Source organism: Enterococcus sp. DIV0358 (genome assembly GCF_051713465.1).
Lineage (GTDB): Bacteria > Bacillota > Bacilli > Lactobacillales > Enterococcaceae > Enterococcus > Enterococcus faecalis.
Genome location: NZ_JBIOPX010000001.1, coordinates 1,711,931 through 1,729,444, shown reverse-complemented (window position 1 = coordinate 1,729,444; position 17,514 = coordinate 1,711,931). Strand labels below are relative to the sequence as shown.

At 35.9% G+C, this 17,514-nt stretch carries 20 protein-coding genes; 12 read left to right on the top strand and 8 right to left on the bottom strand.

Annotation, left to right across the window (positions count from 1 at the left end):
* The first annotated feature begins 7 nt into the window (after positions 1-7).
* The 3 genes from murC to IGK70_RS08455 all read left to right on the top strand — a co-directional run bounded on the left by murC (position 8) and on the right by IGK70_RS08455 (position 2,708).
* The gene (gene murC / locus IGK70_RS08465) at positions 8-1,345 is read left to right on the top strand and encodes a UDP-N-acetylmuramate--L-alanine ligase (protein ID WP_002357163.1); all 1,338 of its coding nucleotides are present in this window, start codon (positions 8-10) and stop codon (positions 1,343-1,345) included.
* A gap of 198 nt (positions 1,346-1,543) precedes the next feature.
* The gene (locus IGK70_RS08460) at positions 1,544-2,029 is read left to right on the top strand and encodes a MaoC/PaaZ C-terminal domain-containing protein (protein ID WP_002357164.1); all 486 of its coding nucleotides are present in this window, start codon (positions 1,544-1,546) and stop codon (positions 2,027-2,029) included.
* Positions 2,022-2,708: a Bax inhibitor-1/YccA family protein gene (locus tag IGK70_RS08455; RefSeq protein WP_104855805.1), complete on the top strand. Its 687-nt coding sequence runs from the start codon at positions 2,022-2,024 to the stop codon at positions 2,706-2,708. The genes IGK70_RS08460 and IGK70_RS08455 overlap by 8 nt, the downstream gene beginning before the upstream one ends.
* A gap of 45 nt (positions 2,709-2,753) precedes the next feature.
* Here the strand turns inward: IGK70_RS08455 and IGK70_RS08450 are convergent, their stop codons facing one another.
* The 3 genes from IGK70_RS08450 to IGK70_RS08440 form a co-directional block, all read right to left on the bottom strand.
* The gene (locus IGK70_RS08450) at positions 2,754-4,556 is read right to left on the bottom strand and encodes a glycerophosphoryl diester phosphodiesterase membrane domain-containing protein (RefSeq protein ID WP_002364138.1); all 1,803 of its coding nucleotides are present in this window, start codon (positions 4,554-4,556) and stop codon (positions 2,754-2,756) included.
* Between the two features lie 100 nt (positions 4,557-4,656).
* Complete coding sequence (locus tag IGK70_RS08445) at positions 4,657-5,265, bottom strand: TVP38/TMEM64 family protein (protein WP_002383106.1); 609 nt, start codon at positions 5,263-5,265, stop codon at positions 4,657-4,659.
* 221 nt (positions 5,266-5,486) lie between these two features.
* Complete coding sequence (locus tag IGK70_RS08440) at positions 5,487-5,861, bottom strand: VOC family protein (RefSeq protein WP_438775214.1); 375 nt, start codon at positions 5,859-5,861, stop codon at positions 5,487-5,489.
* A gap of 196 nt (positions 5,862-6,057) precedes the next feature.
* Between IGK70_RS08440 and IGK70_RS08435 the strand changes: the two genes are divergently transcribed.
* The 4 genes from IGK70_RS08435 (at position 6,058) to rplS (ending at position 9,272) form a co-directional block, all read left to right on the top strand.
* A complete protein-coding gene (locus IGK70_RS08435) occupies positions 6,058-7,419 on the top strand; it encodes an Nramp family divalent metal transporter (RefSeq protein ID WP_002357171.1) in 1,362 nt (453 codons plus the stop codon).
* 107 nt (positions 7,420-7,526) lie between these two features.
* The gene (rimM, locus tag IGK70_RS08430; protein ID WP_002362017.1) at positions 7,527-8,051 is read left to right on the top strand and encodes a ribosome maturation factor RimM; all 525 of its coding nucleotides are present in this window, start codon (positions 7,527-7,529) and stop codon (positions 8,049-8,051) included.
* Complete coding sequence (gene trmD, locus IGK70_RS08425; RefSeq protein WP_002381776.1) at positions 8,041-8,781, top strand: tRNA (guanosine(37)-N1)-methyltransferase TrmD; 741 nt, start codon at positions 8,041-8,043, stop codon at positions 8,779-8,781. Before rimM ends, trmD begins: the two co-directional genes overlap by 11 nt.
* 143 nt (positions 8,782-8,924) lie before the next feature.
* Positions 8,925-9,272 (top strand): 50S ribosomal protein L19, encoded by a 348-nt coding sequence (gene rplS, locus IGK70_RS08420; protein ID WP_002357176.1) that lies wholly within the window; start codon positions 8,925-8,927, stop codon positions 9,270-9,272.
* A gap of 121 nt (positions 9,273-9,393) precedes the next feature.
* Here rplS and IGK70_RS08415 read toward each other — a convergent pair whose 3' ends face one another.
* On the bottom strand, positions 9,394-10,299 hold the full coding sequence (locus IGK70_RS08415; protein WP_104874214.1) for a polysaccharide deacetylase family protein: 906 nt from the start codon (positions 10,297-10,299) through the stop codon (positions 9,394-9,396).
* A 223-nt stretch (positions 10,300-10,522) separates the two neighbouring features.
* Here IGK70_RS08415 and yqeK point away from each other — a divergent pair, with 223 nt between their 5' ends.
* The 3 genes from yqeK (at position 10,523) to IGK70_RS08400 (ending at position 13,280) form a co-directional block, all read left to right on the top strand.
* Positions 10,523-11,101, top strand: coding sequence for a bis(5'-nucleosyl)-tetraphosphatase (symmetrical) YqeK (gene yqeK, locus IGK70_RS08410; protein ID WP_220421637.1), 579 nt, complete (start codon positions 10,523-10,525; stop codon positions 11,099-11,101).
* A gap of 90 nt (positions 11,102-11,191) precedes the next feature.
* A complete protein-coding gene (locus IGK70_RS08405) occupies positions 11,192-12,193 on the top strand; it encodes a DUF4767 domain-containing protein (protein WP_002419915.1) in 1,002 nt (333 codons plus the stop codon).
* 334 nt (positions 12,194-12,527) lie between these two features.
* The gene (locus IGK70_RS08400; RefSeq protein ID WP_002374588.1) at positions 12,528-13,280 is read left to right on the top strand and encodes a DeoR/GlpR family DNA-binding transcription regulator; all 753 of its coding nucleotides are present in this window, start codon (positions 12,528-12,530) and stop codon (positions 13,278-13,280) included.
* Positions 13,281-13,320: 40 nt separating this feature from the next.
* On the opposite strand, the gene IGK70_RS08395 is transcribed toward IGK70_RS08400, so the two are convergent.
* From IGK70_RS08395 to IGK70_RS08385, 3 genes are all read right to left on the bottom strand, one after another.
* Positions 13,321-14,724, bottom strand: a complete 1,404-nt coding sequence (locus IGK70_RS08395) for a PTS galactitol transporter subunit IIC (protein ID WP_002357183.1) — start codon at positions 14,722-14,724, stop codon at positions 13,321-13,323.
* A 94-nt stretch (positions 14,725-14,818) separates the two neighbouring features.
* On the bottom strand, positions 14,819-15,121 hold the full coding sequence (locus IGK70_RS08390) for a PTS fructose transporter subunit IIB (RefSeq protein ID WP_002357185.1): 303 nt from the start codon (positions 15,119-15,121) through the stop codon (positions 14,819-14,821).
* A 1-nt stretch (position 15,122) separates the two neighbouring features.
* On the bottom strand, positions 15,123-15,617 hold the full coding sequence (locus tag IGK70_RS08385; protein WP_002408828.1) for a PTS sugar transporter subunit IIA: 495 nt from the start codon (positions 15,615-15,617) through the stop codon (positions 15,123-15,125).
* A 222-nt stretch (positions 15,618-15,839) separates the two neighbouring features.
* On the opposite strand from IGK70_RS08385, the gene lacA reads away from it, so the two are divergent.
* On the top strand, positions 15,840-16,268 hold the full coding sequence (lacA, locus tag IGK70_RS08380) for a galactose-6-phosphate isomerase subunit LacA (RefSeq protein ID WP_002357188.1): 429 nt from the start codon (positions 15,840-15,842) through the stop codon (positions 16,266-16,268).
* A gap of 25 nt (positions 16,269-16,293) precedes the next feature.
* Positions 16,294-16,809, top strand: coding sequence for a galactose-6-phosphate isomerase subunit LacB (lacB, locus tag IGK70_RS08375; RefSeq protein ID WP_002357189.1), 516 nt, complete (start codon positions 16,294-16,296; stop codon positions 16,807-16,809).
* Between the two features lie 245 nt (positions 16,810-17,054).
* On the opposite strand, the gene IGK70_RS08370 is transcribed toward lacB, so the two are convergent.
* On the bottom strand, positions 17,055-17,342 hold the full coding sequence (locus IGK70_RS08370) for a hypothetical protein (protein WP_002369241.1): 288 nt from the start codon (positions 17,340-17,342) through the stop codon (positions 17,055-17,057).
* Between the last annotated feature and the right edge of the window lie 172 nt (positions 17,343-17,514).

Below are 17,514 nucleotides of genomic sequence, written 5' to 3'. Positions count from 1 at the left end.
GATTATAATGGGAAATCAAGAGAACAAATTATACCATTTTGTCGGAATTAAAGGTTCTGGCATGAGCTCATTAGCGTTGGTCTTACACCAAAAAGGCTACAACGTTCAAGGATCAGACGTAGAAGAGTATTTCTTTACACAACGGGATCTTGAAAAATCAGGTGTCCCTATTTTACCATTTAATGCAGATAATATTGATAAAGACATGATTGTTATTGCTGGAAATGCTTTTCCAGATACCCATGAGGAAATCGCCCGCGCCATCGAATTAGGCGCAGAAGTAATTCGTTACCACGATTTCATTGCTCGTTTTATCGAACCGTACACAAGCATTGCTGTAACAGGGTCACATGGGAAAACAAGTACGACTGGTTTGCTAGCACATGTATTAAGTGGTATCAATCCAACTAGTTATTTAATAGGGGATGGCACTGGCCACGGCGAACCAGATGCTGATTTCTTTGCATTTGAAGCGTGTGAATATCGCCGTCATTTCTTGGCCTATTCACCAGATTATGCGATTATGACGAATATCGATTTTGATCATCCAGATTACTACAAGAGCATTGAGGACGTTTTTTCAGCGTTCCAAACAATGGCTCATCAAGTCAAAAAAGGAATTTTTGCTTATGGTGATGATAAGTATCTTCGCCAGTTAGAATCAGAAGTGCCAGTTTATTATTATGGTGTCAGCGAAGAGGATGATATCCAAGCCCGAAATATTCAACGAACAACGGAAGGCTCATCTTTTGATGTTTATCACAAGGATGATTTTGTAGGTCATTTTGTCTTACCAGCATTTGGCCATCACAATATCATGAATGCGCTAGGTGTGATTGCTGTGGCTTATTTTGAAAAACTTGATATGCAAAAAGTCGCAGAAGAAATGCTAAGTTTTAAAGGTGTAAAACGTCGTTTTAGCGAGAAAAAAGTCAGTGACATGATTATTGTTGATGATTATGCGCACCATCCAGCTGAAATTAAAGCAACGATTGATGGCGCTCGTCAAAAATATCCTGACAAAGAAATTATTGCTGTCTTCCAGCCACATACATTTACACGAACAATTGCGTTAATGGATGAATTTGCTGAAGCACTGGATTTGGCAGATGAAGTATTCTTATGTAATATTTTTGGCTCTGCGCGTGAAACACAAGGCGAGGTACGCATTGAAGATTTAGGCGAAAAAATTCAAAAAGGTGGACAAGTAATTACCGAAGATAATGTGTCGCCTTTACTAGATTTTGAAAATGCAGTGGTGGTCTTTATGGGTGCTGGCGACGTTCAGAAATTTGAACAAGCCTACGAAACATTACTAAGTAACACAACTAGAAACGTTTTATAAGAGAACATAAACAAAATCGGGACAGGGGTATCTGGCTTCAAAAAATAAGAAGCTGCTCCTGTTCCGTTGTTTGTTTTTAGAATGCTAGCATGGTAGATAAGTTGGTTTTGTTTAAACATCCTTTAAAGACTACTTTTTAGCTTGCCTTTTAAGTACATTTTGGTACAATTATCTTATCAATAACGGAGGTGTACTAATTTGAATATCGGAAAACCGAGAAAATTAGGCAAAACCATCGAAGATATCGAAGAGGGAGATTCGTTGTCCTTGACAGAGTCAATTGAAGACAAGGACTTATTACTTTACTTGGGCTTGACCAATGATGCGAATCCTTTATATATCCAACATGATTATGCCCAAAAAACAGAATATGAAAAACCAATCGTACCATCAATTATGCTGATGGGAATTATCACTAGTGCGATTTCAAAACATTTACCAGGACCAGGTTCACATGTTGTGAATTTCTCTGTGAACTTTGTGGAACCCGTTTTTCATTACGAAACATTGACTTTCCAATTAGAAGTAATCAAAGTCGACAAAATGAAAGATGTGATTACCATTTCAGTTGAGGCTGTTAATGAGCAAGAAAATCGCGTGTTAGATGCAGTGGTGATGGTTCAACCACCCCAAGTGACGATTGATGAACTAACAGAGAAAGAAGGGACTTTAACTTATGAATAATCAAGAGTATATCCAAACTGGCACAGGTTTGAATAAATTTTATGCCAAAATTTACGGATTTTTAGCGTTAGGAATTGGTATTAGCGCAATCATGGCTTATGCAATGATGACTGTCTTTTTACCTGTTCTAGCTACTTTATTCAAATCAAGCTTAGCTTTTTGGATGATTTGGCTTGTTGAAATTGGCTTAGTTTTATATCTAGGCGCAAAAGCACAGAAGAATCCAACCATTGCGATTGCAGGATTTGTTGCGTATGCATTATTAAATGGTGTCACTTTATCCGTGACGTTATTAATGTATACTGGTGGAACAGTGGCCGGCGCATTTTTAAGTGCAGCAGCTACCTTTGGCGCGATGTCATTAGTAGGTGTCTTTACGAAGAAAGACCTATCAGCAGTTGGTCATGCCGCTTATAGTGCCTTAATCGGAATCATCATTGCGATGTTGCTAAATATGTTCCTTTTACACAGTAGTGCTGTAGAATTCTTTATTTCCATTTTAATGGTCCTAATTTTCTCAGGGATTACTGCTTACGATAACCAACGTATTCGCCAAGTCTATGCGCAAACAGGTGATCAAGCAGGTACTGGGATGGCCGTTTTCTTCGCATTACAATTATACCTTGACTTCATCAACTTATTCTTAGCTTTCTTAAGAATTTTTGGTAAAAACAACTAACATGAACGTAAAAGAGCCAATCTGCTCAGCAGATTGGCTCTTTTTTTAACCCATTCCAATAGCGAAATTCAACAGTTTATCGGAGTATGTTGGATTTTCTAAATCAGTTTTCATTGTTTCATTCAGTAGACTGAGCTGATCGGTAATGATACCATCGACGCCATAAAAAATCATTCGCGTCATAACATCTTCATCATTTGCTGTCCAAGCATAAACCTTTTTCCCATCATGGTGAGCGGCATTTACAAAGTTACGATTCATTGTACTGTATTCCATAGTAAAAAAGTCAACTGGCATTTTAGGCGGTCCCACAATGTTGAAAGGAATAACGTAGCCTACATAAAAGCGTGGTTCTTCTTTCTTTAAGGCCATCGCCGTATCATAGGTTAAGGTATGAAGGATATGGCCGTTTTCTAAAATATTTTCACGGTATTGTTTGACAAAGCGCTGCACTAAATCAGGGCTATCCTGAGGCGTGGTTTTGATTTCAATTAATAAACGTTGTTTTAATTGATTGGCTTTGGCTAAATAATCATCGAAAGAAACCATTTTAGCAGTTTGACCATTTTCTGTGACATTCATATTCGTTAATTCTTTAAGTGTTAATTGATTCGGTCGTTTATTAACACCCGTTAACGCCCGTAAATTAAAATCGTGCATGACAATAAATTGATGGTCTTTGGTTTCTTGAATATCCATTTCAACATAATCAGGTTTTGCCTTATTGGTCTCGATTAAAGAGTCTAAGGTGTTTTGAACGCCATTGTTACCATTGACACCACGATGGGAGATGGTAACCGGTTTTCGGTCAGGTGTATGACTTAGGTAATTCGTATTATAGGTGCCTACACCAATTCCGAAGATGATTGCAATCAAACAAAAAAGAACGACTCTGAAGGTGGTCCATTCTACCCGAACCTCTGATTTCGGGGTGAACCATTCTGGCGTGTCAGGCAAAATCCCTTCATCCTCCATATCATCAACAATAATGTAAAAAATAGCAACACTAGACAACACCAAGTTTAAGAGCATCATAACCTGAAGGAGCGTCATAGCGATGACAGCGCTAGGTAAAGACCACTCAGGTTTAAACGTTTCAACGGCGGTTTGACCTAAAAATATCAAGAAATAGCCAGCCGTAAAAATCCCTAAAACAGTTCCTCCAATGATAATAAATTGCCCTAAAATCTGGAAAAAGCGCCGCTTTGTAATTTGCCAACTACGTTTTAAAGACTCACGAAAACCAACATCACGTAAAATCAACTCTGGAAGGGCAAAAGCAAGTCGAATCGCTAAATATAAGATAATCAGTTCTAACAATACGAAACCAATAATAATAATGACGCGATTTGCAAAAATAAAATCTAAGATAAAGGCTGGAATCTTAACTCTTGTTAATAAATAAGAGCGGAAGGTTAACCCACTTAATGGTAAAATCAAAAAGAAATAGGCCAGGAAAAACAGAAAGGTAATTCCTCGAACTTTTTTGATCTGAAGCAAGGTGCCGTGCAATAATTGCGTTAGAGTAATTGGTTGCTTTTTCTTAATAAAATAAACACTAAGCAATAAAAAGGTAAATTCAAAAAAGAGCGCCAGTAAAATTAACAGCCCAATTAGTAGAAAAGTCAAAAGAACATAGGGATGTTGCGTAGCAATTGCCCCTAAGTTATCGTAGGAAATATAATCAATCCCACCTTCTTTGAGTACCAATTTGGACAAACTTGTCAATAAAGGCAATAGAACGAATAACATAAATCCGTGCATCAAGAGCACATCGCGAAAATACGCCGTTGTCCCTTTAAGAAAATCTAGCGTATTCACAATACTATTTTTAAAATAACTAAACATCAAAAGTCCCCCAGTTTCTACCAAAATTCCATAATAAAAGGACTAAATCAAACTGACACAGGCAGAGTTTTGATTTAGTCCGTTCGCTTTTTTATTTATTTTACATTCCCAGTAAGCTAGTTAAAAATGTACCGCCATAAATTAACGCAAGACTATATAAATAGATAGAAGCAGGTTTTGCTAATAGAATAATCAGAGTAAATTTTTTCACAGACATTTTTGTTAAACCGGCCATTAAACAAAGCGCATCATCCGGTGCAATCGGGAAGAAAATTGCTAAAGCAAACAATCGTTCAAAACGTTTTTCATTGTCTAACCAACCGATATACTTGTTATATGTTTTATCACTGACAAGGCTCATAATGAATGGTTTCCCATAATTACGACCTAATAAGAAAATGATAATAGAGCCAAGTGCAATACCAACGTAATTATAGACGAAGCCCATTGTTGGACCGAAAATCAAGACTCCTGCAGCACAGCTAACACCACCAGGAATAATCGGAATAACCACTTGAATAATCTGAATTAACATGAAAATAATCGGACCGAGAATGACAGATTGCCCTACTAGTCCTCTTAGTGCATTGATGTCCTTGAAGACACCTAATCGGATAAAATAGATGGTTGCAATTATGGTTGCAACAATGCCCAAAATGGAAATAATATTAACAATTTTTCTAGATAGGGTAACACTCACATTTCTCATCTCCTTTAGTTATACTCATCGTACTTTTAGTATATAACTTTTTATCAATAAAAAACATCGTTTGTTCTTTCTGCAAACGAACAAAGTTGTAAGATACGCATCATTTGATAAGTTTATTATACAAAAAAAGAGACAGAAAAGACATCCTACTTAAGACCCATTCTGCACTGATCTTTCGAAAGAGAGTTAAAGAAACGAAAGTGGCGCATTTTTTAGTAATATTATAGAGGGGCAAAGAGTGAAATTAAATTTGCATCCACGTCTTTAATGATTGCGTATCGTTGGCCCCAAGGTGCATTCCAAGGTTCTTTAAAAACAATGTAACCAGCTTGGCTCATTTTTTTCACGGTGTTATCAACTTCTGCGGCCGTTTTACAAAGAAAAGCAAGTTCGATTTTATCGCCTTGCTGACTAGGCGCAAACCCATAGACACCAGTAATCATTTGTAGTGAATTTAAAGAAATCCTGACGCCATTGTTTTGTAATTCTGTGTAATCGGGCGAAGCTTCTCCCAGCACGTTAAAACCTAGCGTTTGGTAAAAAGAGAGTGCTTGTGTCATATCGTTGACGATAATACCGACCATATCTAACTTCATCCTCATAACCTCCGATCTATGATAAAATAAGTGTAAGGGATTTTTTGGTAAAAACCAAACGATTTATAGCGAAAGTGCTTAAAAAATTAGAATGTAACAGTTTACAACGAAGAATAAGAAGACTATAATTATGTTAACTAGTTTTAGGTGTACCTAAAAGTGAAATGTGTGAACAAGATAGATTGAGGGATGTTGGATGAAAGAAAAGAAAACGGAAAAAATGCTTAATTATGCAAATGGACCTAGTTTAGAAGAGATAAATAATACCGTCGAGGTACCTAAAAACGCTAGCTTTTGGCGAACTTTGCTAGCCTATAGCGGACCTGGCGCTTTAGTGGCTGTTGGTTATATGGATCCAGGAAATTGGATTACGTCAATTGCTGGCGGAGCGGAATATAAGTACACGTTACTTAGTGTGATTTTACTTTCTAGTTTAGTTGCCATGTTACTACAAAGTATGGCTGCGCGCTTAGGAATCGTGACAGGAATGGATTTAGCCCAAGCGACTAGAGAGCATACAAGTAAACGAACGGGCGTTGCCTTGTGGGTGGTGACGGAGTTAGCCATAATGGCTACAGATATCGCTGAGGTAATTGGTGGTGCAGTTGCTTTGCAATTATTATTTGGTTTTCCATTATTAATTGGTGTGTTAATAACAACGTTTGATGTTTTATTACTGTTGCTACTGACAAAGTTAGGCTTTCGCAAAATCGAAGCAATTGTTTCTTGTTTAATTGCAGTTATCTTTTTTGTTTTTGCTTATGAAGTGGCATTAGCAGATCCAAATATTGGTGAAGTGTTACGAGGTTTTATTCCAGACACAAAAATAGCGACAGATAAATCCATGTTATTTTTAGCCTTGGGAATCGTTGGAGCGACAGTCATGCCTCATAACTTATATTTGCATTCTTCCATTGCGCAAGCTCGGAAATTTGATCGTAACGATGATGCTGAGAAAGCCAAAGCAATTCGTTTCACTACTTGGGATTCAAATATTCAATTAACTGTCGCTTTTGTCGTAAATTGTTTGTTGTTAATTTTAGGAGGAGCATTATTTTATGGAACCAACAGTGAATTAGGTAAATTTGTTGATTTATTTGATGCTCTGAAAAATCCAGATATTGTTGGTAATATTGCTAGCCCAGTGTTAAGTATTCTTTTTGCAATTGCTTTACTGGCTTCGGGTCAAAATTCAACGATTACAGGTACGCTGTCAGGACAAATTGTAATGGAAGGCTTTATCCATTTAAAAATGCCGTTGTGGGCACGACGAGTGTTAACTCGTTTGTTAGCAATTGTGCCAGTCATTATCTGTGTCATTATTTATGGCGGTAGCGAAACGGCTGTTGAAGACTTGTTGCTTTATACGCAAGTTTTCCTAAGTATTGCTTTGCCAGTGTCGATTATTCCTTTAACGATGTATACAAGTGATAAAAAATTAATGGGCCAATTTGCGAATCCAGCGTGGGTGAAATTTTTAGCTTGGATTATTGCTATTGCCTTGACGTTATTGAATTTATTTTTAATTTATGGCACATTAACTGGTTTAACGAATTAATAAAAACAAAGGCTGACTGGAAAAGTTGGCCTTTGTTTTTTCATAGAATTTGCGCGTAAGAAATGGTAGAATAGGAAAGATGAAATACAAGGAAGAGAGGCTTTCACGTGACAGATTATTTAAATGTAGGAAAAATTGTGAACACACAAGGAATCAAAGGGGAAGTTCGGGTCATTTCGAAAACGGATTTTCCAGAAGAACGTTATCAAAAAGGGGCAACGTTACTGCTATTTCAAGAGAAAAAAGCACCAATTGAATTGGTCGTGAAGTCCCACCGCAAGCATAAGAATTTTGACATTTTAAGCTTTGAAGGACATCCAAATATCAACGATGTTGAAAAATATCGTGACGGTATTTTAAAAGTTGAAAAAGACAATCTCGCTGAATTGGCAGAGGACGAATTTTATTATCACCAAATCATTGGTGCCACTGTTTATGATGAAACCGGTAGTGAACTGGGAAAAATTAAAGAAATTTTATCTCCTGGTGCGAATGATGTGTGGGTCGTCCAACGACCAAAGAAAAAAGATTTACTTTTACCGTATATTGAAGGCGTTGTTACAAAAGTCGATGTCGAAAATCAACGGATTGATGTGGACATTCCAGAAGGATTGATTGACGATGAGAATTGATGTATTAACTCTTTTTCCTAGAATGTTTGAAGGACCAATGGGGGAATCAATTATTGGGAAAGCTCGGGAAAAGCAGTTATTAGAATTGAATGTCTCTAATTTTCGCGATTTTTCAGATAACAAACACCAAACGGTCGATGATTATCCGTATGGCGGTGGCGCGGGGATGCTTTTAAAAGTACAACCGATCTATGATAACCTAAAAGCAATTGAAGAAGAGACAAACCAGCAACCAAAACGGGTCATCTTATTAGATCCAGCAGGAAAACCGTTTAATCAAAAAATGGCCGAGGAATTTTCACAAGAAGAACATTTAGTTTTTATTTGTGGACATTATGAAGGCTATGATGAGCGAATTCGCACGATGGTTACAGATGAAGTTTCATTGGGGGATTACGTTTTAACAGGGGGCGAATTAGGCGCAATGGTCATGATTGATGCGACAGTCCGTTTATTACCTGATGTCTTAGGTAACAATCTTTCTGCACAAACGGATTCACATTCCACTGGCCTATTAGAGCATCCACAATATACCAGACCTGCTATTTTCAACGATATGGAAGTCCCTGCCGTGCTAACGAATGGTAACCATAAATTAATTGCAGAATGGCAACTAAAAGAATCATTACGACGGACCTTTTTGCGTCGACCTGACATGTTGGAATCAGTAGAAATGACGCCTGAAATGTTGAAGTTATTAGAAGAAATTAAACAAGAAGAACAAAAATAAGGGAACTTTCAAGAAAATTCTCTTTACAGCTTATTTTGTCTGTGGTAAACTAATTTGGTGAGTGCAATGCGCTCTAACTATTACAATATTCCGCTGTGGCAGAAGTGACCATAAGAATATTTGGGAATAAGGAGAAGGATAAAATGAATCCATTAATTCAAGAATTAACACAAGAACAATTACGTACGGATATTCCTGCGTTCCGCCCTGGTGACACTGTTCGCGTTCATGCGAAAGTAGTCGAAGGTACTCGTGAACGTATCCAGTTATTCGAAGGTGTTGTAATTAAACGCCGTGGTGCTGGAATCAGCGAAACTTACACAGTACGTAAAGTTTCAAATGGTGTTGGTGTGGAACGTACATTCCCATTACACACACCACGTGTTGCTCAAATTGAAGTGGTTCGCTACGGTAAAGTACGTCGTGCAAAACTTTACTACTTACGCGCATTACACGGAAAAGCAGCTCGTATCAAAGAAATCCGTCGTTAATCTTTACTATTCGACAAACGAACACCCTCTTGCTCAGCAAGAGGGTGTTTTTGTGTGTAATTAAGTAGAAAATCAACATTGACTAAGATCAGAAATGCTTCCTTTAGTGCTCCGAGTTGCTCTAATACAAGACACCAAATTGATAACCATTTGCTTGATAAAACTCTATTAATTGTGGCAATGCTTGTTTTGTTAATTCCTTATCTACTGAATCATGCATTAAGACTACTCTAATATTATAATCCGGATAAACCTCAAGTGAATGTTGATGGAAAGCGAGCATTTCTGCGACTGTAGTAGGCTGTCTGTCTAAAGGCTCCGCATCCCCAACCATCGCATTCCAGTCAATCCAATGGATGCCAAGTTGTTTGAATAATTCATCAGATTTTTCTGTACCTCCCCATGACATATGACCTCCTGGGTATCGCCAGAGAGTTGTTTGAAATGTTTCGCCCAATATTTTTTTAAGAGAGTTTTTCATGGTTGCTATTTCCGCTTGTATTTCTTCAGTGTTGACAATCCCGTTTGGATATAACGTTGCATAATCATGAGTTGAACTATGAAAGCCTATTGAATGTCCTTCTGCAACTTCGCGTTTCACTATGTTTTGATTTTCGGAAGTTAGGGTATTTCCTACAAGAAAAAAAGTTGCGTGGACGTTATACTTTTTTAATGTATCTAGGACTTGTGGGGTTATTTGATTATTAACGCCATCATCAAAGGTTAAGAATACTAATTTTTCACCTTTGTAAGGTTCTTCTCCAGTTATATATTTTCTGATTTTGTCTGCTGAGTAAGCATATTTTTTTGATGAAATAGTCATGTGTGTTGATTCCTTTTCTAACTTGGTCGGGGAATCTTTTTTTGCAGTTGAATTTTTAGTCGATGTCTGCGTAGTATCATCATTTTTACTTGTTATCTTGGGTTGAGTTAATAGGAACGTTTGAATGAAAACAAGAACAATGAGGATTAACGCACTAAATAATACATACCCGTTTATTTTGAATTTTCTTTTCTTATGTCGCATACTTTCACTCCTCTTTGGTTAATGAAAAAGTTAAAAAATACACCTCCACGTTATACAAAATTGAACGTCCTATTAGTTATAGACGAATTTGAGGACCAAAAAGTTTCAATTTTTTCAATTTAGTTAGTTGTTTATTTAATAAAAAATAAAAGGTTGCTAGAGGATGAAAGGAGTTTAATTTATTTATCTAGAAGAGTAATCGGAATGAGAAAGGGCTGTGGAAATGGATCATCAACAGGTGTTGAAAAATGAAATTAAACAATATTTAGTGAGTAAAAACTGTGAGAAGACGTATTATCATTGTATGGAAGTTGGAGAGTATGCCTATCAACTTGGTGAAAAATATTTAACTAGTCCAGAAAAAGTAAGTATTGCAGGATATTTACACGTTATCTCTGCGGTTTATCCAAATAATCAGAGAATTAATGTCGCACAAAAATATGGGATTGAATTAAACGAAGCAGAAATGGCCTTTCCAATGATAATTCATCAAAAAATTTCTAAGTCTATTGCGAAAATGGATTTTGGTATTGAAGACAATGAAATTTTATCAGCTATTGAATGCCATACAACATTGAAGAAAAACTATTTGGACATAGATTTAGTTTTGTTTGTCGCTGATAAAATAAAGTGGGATCAAGAAGGGAAACCACCATACTTAGATGGTTTATTACAATCTTTAAATTGTTCTTTAGAAAATGCCGCATATTTCTATATCGATTATATTTTGAAACACGATATTAAAGTTGTGCATCCTTGGTTATGGGATGCTTACAGTCAACTTAAATTGACAATTAAATAACAAATAAATATAGCCGTTTTTAGTCGAGTTTTGCTGGTGAGAAAAGGGGAAAAGTAGTACAGTATTCTTGTCAGAAAGAAGGGATTCCCAATGAAAAAAATAATCTTGATAGGTCTTTTATTGAGTATTTTATCAGGATGTTCTTCCAATAAAAGTGGTGATAGCACTGCAAGCAAATCAAGCAAGCCGACAGCAACATCAGAAATGAAAGCACCTGCTACCGTTAACAACAGCCAAGCAAGTCAAATGAGCACGGAGTCAAAATCTAGTACGACTCAAAGTAATTCTTCTGCTTCTACTAAAACTGAAAATCAGTTGTGGTCTGCGCAAAAAAAGGCACAGCTACAACAATTTATGGCTGATTGGGGGCAACGGATGAACCAAACGTATAAAGAATATACACTAGGAAATTCAATCAATTTTAATGGTGTTCAAGCGCCTGATGGTCTAGTAGGAAATGTTACTATGCAGCCAGCGATTGGTCAGCATCCCATTTATTTAGAATGGTCTGAAAATGGACAAGTGAAGGATGGATATGCGTTAGTTGCTGTTTACTCTGATGCAGAAACGCAACCAGAAATGCAAAAGCACTTGTATTTATTCACCATCGTTAACAATCAGCCCTTAGTTTTAGTGACGATGCAAAATCAAGGAAATCCTTATGACTATCTATATTTTGGAGCAACAGATAATGCAGAGTTGAGGGCTGGCTTTGAAAAAATTGTAGGTGCCCCGTCAATTACTAAAGAACAAATCCCAAATATTTCAGTCAATCCGTGGTCTTCAAAAGAGGAAGCGATTGATTTTTACGAAGGAATGTATAAAAACACGACAAACGAAATTTCAACTCAAATTGACTGGCATAACTATCAGCGGGCAAATTGGCGCGAGGTAGAAACAAAAGGCGATACTATGACATTACATTTTGCCAACGTGGGCGGTGCTGGGGGCTCATACACACAATTCACGAAAGTTGGTACGAATACTGTTGTTGTATCATTTGATGGCAATGCTGCTTATCCAGATAACCCAAGTAGCGTTTTACTCGTGCAAAACAGTGATTATAAAGTTTTAAGGACTTTGAATCAGTAATAGGGGAAATACATCGTTTACTTAAACATAGGCAAAGGCGGGTTGCTTACCTTTTTATAAGTAACCTGCCTTGGCCTATGTGCTATTTTTTTGATAGAGGTGCTCAGGGTAGGGGATGTTTTTCTGGAAAATTTTTATGCTAGATCTCTGTTTGACTAGGCTCAAATAGATCTAAATCAATCGTTGAAGTGATATCTGTTTATATAAAGATAGGCTAAATCGTCAATTTTTTACAAATCGTCGTTCATGTTAAAATAAATGGAGAAATGTTTTAGTATTCATAGTAAGTATTTTATCGTAGAATAAAAGATATACTAACAATGGAGCGATGAAAATGCTAAAAGAAGAAAGATTAAATGCGATAGTCTCTCTAGTAGATCAAAAAGGGGCAATCAAAGTTACTGAAATTATGGAACGATTAAATGTTTCGGATATGACTGTTCGTAGAGATTTGACAGAATTAGAAGCAGCGGGGCGTTTAAAACGAGTACATGGAGGAGCTAGCAGTTTAAATACATATCGTCCACATGAATTGTCTCATGCTGATAAACAAATTATTAATAGTGTTGAAAAAAAAGAAATTGTCCAAAAAGCATTAAGTTTAATTCACGAAGAAGAAACTATCTTCCTAGGACCAGGAACAACTATTGAACTTTTAGCCGAGGCAATGGAATTTAAACATTTAAGAGTAGTAACAAACTGTTTGCCTGTGTTTGAAACGTTAAGTAAAAAAAAGAATGCGTTAACCATTTATTTAATTGGTGGAGAAATGCGACTTTTAACTAAATCTTTTTTTGGCGAAATCGCTAATAAAGCATTAGAAGAAATGCATTTTCATAAAGCATTTTTTAGTTGTAATGCGTTAAAAGATAATAAAATTATGACAGCCACTATTGAAGAAGGACAAACACAAGCAATTGCATTAGATAACTCAATAGAAAAATATTTGTTAATGGATACTTCTAAAGTAGAGAAACAGGATTTTTATTCTTTTTATCAATTAGAAGAAGTGACAGCGGTAGTTACAAATAAAGATAAATTTGACACATCTAAAGTATTGGAAAAAGTTGTCAGGGTGATCTACTAAAAAGAAGAGGTGCATCTGCACCTCTTCTTTTTAGTTCCCCTTATTGAGCTTTTTGAGCATAAATAATATTTCGCTTCTTCATTTGTTTTGCATACCAAATGAAAATCAGTAGATAGGCGACTAGCGCCAGACATGCGTATAAAATAAATTCGAGTTGACCTTGTGATGCATTGCCGACTAAGTATCCTAAGAATTTTTCCATTGGCCCTTCCATGGTAGTATGTGAAATTAAAGTATTATTATTTAGACCCGCTGGGAAAGCACCAACTTTTTTTGCGGTTTCGGTAACGAACGGTGCAATTAGGGTACCAGACCATAAGAACAAAGGTAATTCGATTGCTCCAATGATAATCATTCGGATGAGTTTACCTCTTGTAACTACTAGTAGAGCAGGGGTTACACCCATTGCAATAATTCCGCCAAGTGGTAAAAGTTTGTTGCCAGGTAGGACAATGGCTTCTAATAGCATAATTGGAGCCAATACGTTAGCTGCTGCCCAGATTTCAGCACGACCAGCTAAGAAAGGCCAATCTAAACCAATATTAAGTGTACGTCCTTTTAATTTATTCGAAGCAAAATCAGTGATACCTTGTGATAAAGGCTCAACTGCAGCGATAAACCAAGTTCCAATTAAAGAGAATAGTTCCAAACAGACTGCAGCCGTAAAGGATAGAGAAAAAATTTGCGTGGGTGTTTGGCCAGCTAAAAGACCCACAAAAATCCCTAAGTAAATCCCGATGGCAAATTTTGATCCCCAAAAGCCAATTTTACTATTCAATTTGGCAGCGTCAAAATCGTATTTATCTAACCAAGGGAAAAGCTTATCAAAAATTTTATCAAAAACCATAATGATTGGGTTCATCATATAGTTCATATGCGTGGTAGTCATAGGATTGGTATCTGGGGCGTTAAGTAAATCGTTAAACGTTGGTTTCATTAAGTCAGAATTGATAATTTTTAAAACACCTATGAAAATAACTAAGATTGTTGCAATTATTAAGTTTGCGCCACAAAAAATAGCAAATAAACCAACAATCGATAGATGCCAAATGTCGAAAATATCCACATCTAATGTGTTTGTTTTATTTAGAATTAACATAATGACATTGACAATCACCATAATTAAAAGAAAGTAAAGGGTGTAAGGAGATCCCCAAGTGATGGTGGCTAAAGGTGCCCAACCAACATCAGTAATATTTAAAGAAATTCCTGTACGTTCTACGAAAGAGGCCATTGCATCTGAGAAAGCAGTAGTTAAAATTCCTATAATAGCACTGATACCAGTTAAAGCAATCCCTAGTTTAAGACCACCTTCTAATGCGCGAGTGGGTTTTACCTTAAAACAAAGGGCAATCAGTGTTAAAACAATAGTCATTAAAGGAGCAGCACCTAAATCAATTAAAGGTTTAAAAATTGTATTTGCTAGGTCAATAATCGTATTCATTTATTTTCTCCTTCATAAGCTAAGATAACAAAATTTTTATCTTAGTTTTGTTATTGTTGACAGTGAAGCGTAAGTAATTAGTCTGAAAAGGAAATCATTTGTTTAAAGAGTGAATGATACTTTCCATTTGTTGATAAACAGGTTCAGCCATTGCTGGAATTCGATAAAGAATTGCGCCTGCATCAACTACAGGAATCGTGATAGGGAAACCCAAATCTGTTTTGGCGATTTGGGCGAAAATATCATAATGGGATAGCATCTCTTGATTGATATCTTTAATCATTACGGCATCGCAAGAAACTTGGTAGCCTCTTTTAGATAATTCTGTTTCTAATGCAGATTTGATTTGATGGCTAGAGTTTACCCCAGCCCCACATGCAGCTAAAATTTTGATCATGTTAAATCTCTCCTTTAAAATTTTTTTGTAAAAAACGATAAACTTCTTCTTTATCTTCACATTGAAAAAAAGCCAATAGTGATGAACGGTCTGTCGTGTTAATAAAATCCATGATAGTTGCTAAAAGACCCGTTTGTTCAATACCGTTTTCATTTAAAATCATGAAAAGAAAGGAAACAGAGAGCGTTTCATCTGGGATAATCATGTTATGAAATGATAAGGGTTGATTCAATTTAATCGGGATAATTCTTGTCGTCCGTACAAAGGTACTTTCGGTATGCGGAATGGCGATATTCGGTAGTTCAGGATCAATCAGTGTTAAACTTAAACCAGTCGGATAGTTATGTTCTCGTTCCAATAAATTAGTTAGAAAATCAGGTGTAACTAATTTCTTTTTTAACAAGTCTAAATAAACTTCTTCAAAAACTTCTTCTTGTGTTTTTTTGTTTGAAATATAGGTAGTATCTAATGAAAAAATCGATGTTTTAATAACCATAGAACCCCTCGTTTCTTTAATATATTATTATTTATTTACAAGTATAATATAAAACGCTTTCAAAAAGATGTCAACACAATATTAAACAATAATAAACAAAAAAGAAAATAAATGTTGAATAAAGTTCGATATTGTTTTATTATGTTTTCGAGAAGGGGATTTGAGTTTAAAGAAAGGGACAGAATTTTAATAGTAGATACACGAGGTAAGGAGGAAAACAAAATGCGTGTCATACTTGGTTCAGATTTAGATGGAATAAAATTAAAAGCAGAAATGAAACAATACTTATTGCAAGAAAAAGTTGAGGTAATCGATAAAAGTGAAAGTGCTTCGGAAGACTTTATAGAAGCAACGCTTGCTGTTGCTCATGAAGTTTTAAAGGATACTGAAAGTTTAGGAATCGTTTTTGATGGTTATGGGGCAGGTAGTTTTATGACTGCTGCTAAAATTAAAGGAATGATTGTCGCTGAGTTGTCAGATGAGCGTTCTGCATATATGGCGCGAGAACACAACAATGCTCGGATGATCACGGTGGGCGCAAAAATTGTTGGAACAGAACTAGCCAAAAACATAATAAAAGAATTCTTAACAGGTCATTATGCAGGCGGGCGTCATCAAATACGTGTAGATATGTTAAATAAAATGGCTTAACAAATAATAGAAAGGAAGCGTTTTTATGAGAATTGCCATTGGTTGTGATCATATTGTGACGGATACCAAAATAGCAGTTTCTGATTTTTTGAAAGCAAAGGGATATGAAATTTTAGATGTAGGCACGTATGATTTTACTCGAACTCACTATCCTATTTTCGGAAAAAAAGTGGGAGAAGCCGTAATGAGCAATCAGGCTGATTTGGGTATATGTATTTGCGGAACAGGCGTTGGAATTAACAATGCGGTTAACAAAGTGCCGGGTATCCGTTCTGCTTTAGTTCGCGATATGACTACAGCGTTGTATGCGAAAGAGGAATTGAACGCAAATGTTATTGGTTTCGGTGGGAAAATAACAGGAGAATTCTTGATCTGTGATATCGCTGCTGCTTTTATTGAAGCACACTATCATCCAACAGAAGACAACGAACAACTAATTGAAAAAATTAATCAAGTTGAAAAACAACATCCAGAACAACAAGATGCGCACTTTTTCGATGAATTTTTAGATAAATGGCAACGAGGAGTCTATCACGATTAGTACGTAATCAATGAGGGTTATTTGAGAAAGCGGTCTTAAATAATAATCATTGGTATTTGAGTTAAATTCCCCTTCATTAATTTTTATTGCTGTTTTAACGTAGCACTGTAAAGAGCATTATCAAGAAAAAGAAGTAACAAAGGAACAAATTGAAGGCTATACAGGTAACCATAAAAAGTACACGAGTTCTTTTCTCGTGTACTTTTTATGGTTTTACTGCTTGTTTTATTTTAGTAATTATTTTTCTATAAAAATAGTCCCAGAATTATTAAAATAATCCCGATAACTAAACTGCCGATGCCAGAAGCCGTACCATATTTTTTACCTAAATTTATATCAGTAGTATTTTTAGGAATCAAGTTTGAGAAAAAATAAAATTTTTTTACCAAGATTAGATATGCAACAAGTAAAAGTAATAATCCTAAGAGAAGATAACTAAGATTTTCAGCTAATAAATCTAGATGAGCTAATAACAATATCCCTAAAAAGAGTCCTACCAATCCATATTTCATCGTTTTTTCTTTTGCTGACATATAAATATCCCTACTTTACTTTTTAATTTATTAAGAGCATAAAACCATAGATTCGATATAATTTCATTTTGTTATATCCAAAAGAGGATGACCTGGAATGACCTATATAATTAGAAAATTGGAGTGATATATGGTTATTTTACCATAGGTTAAATGAGTTGATTAACTCCGA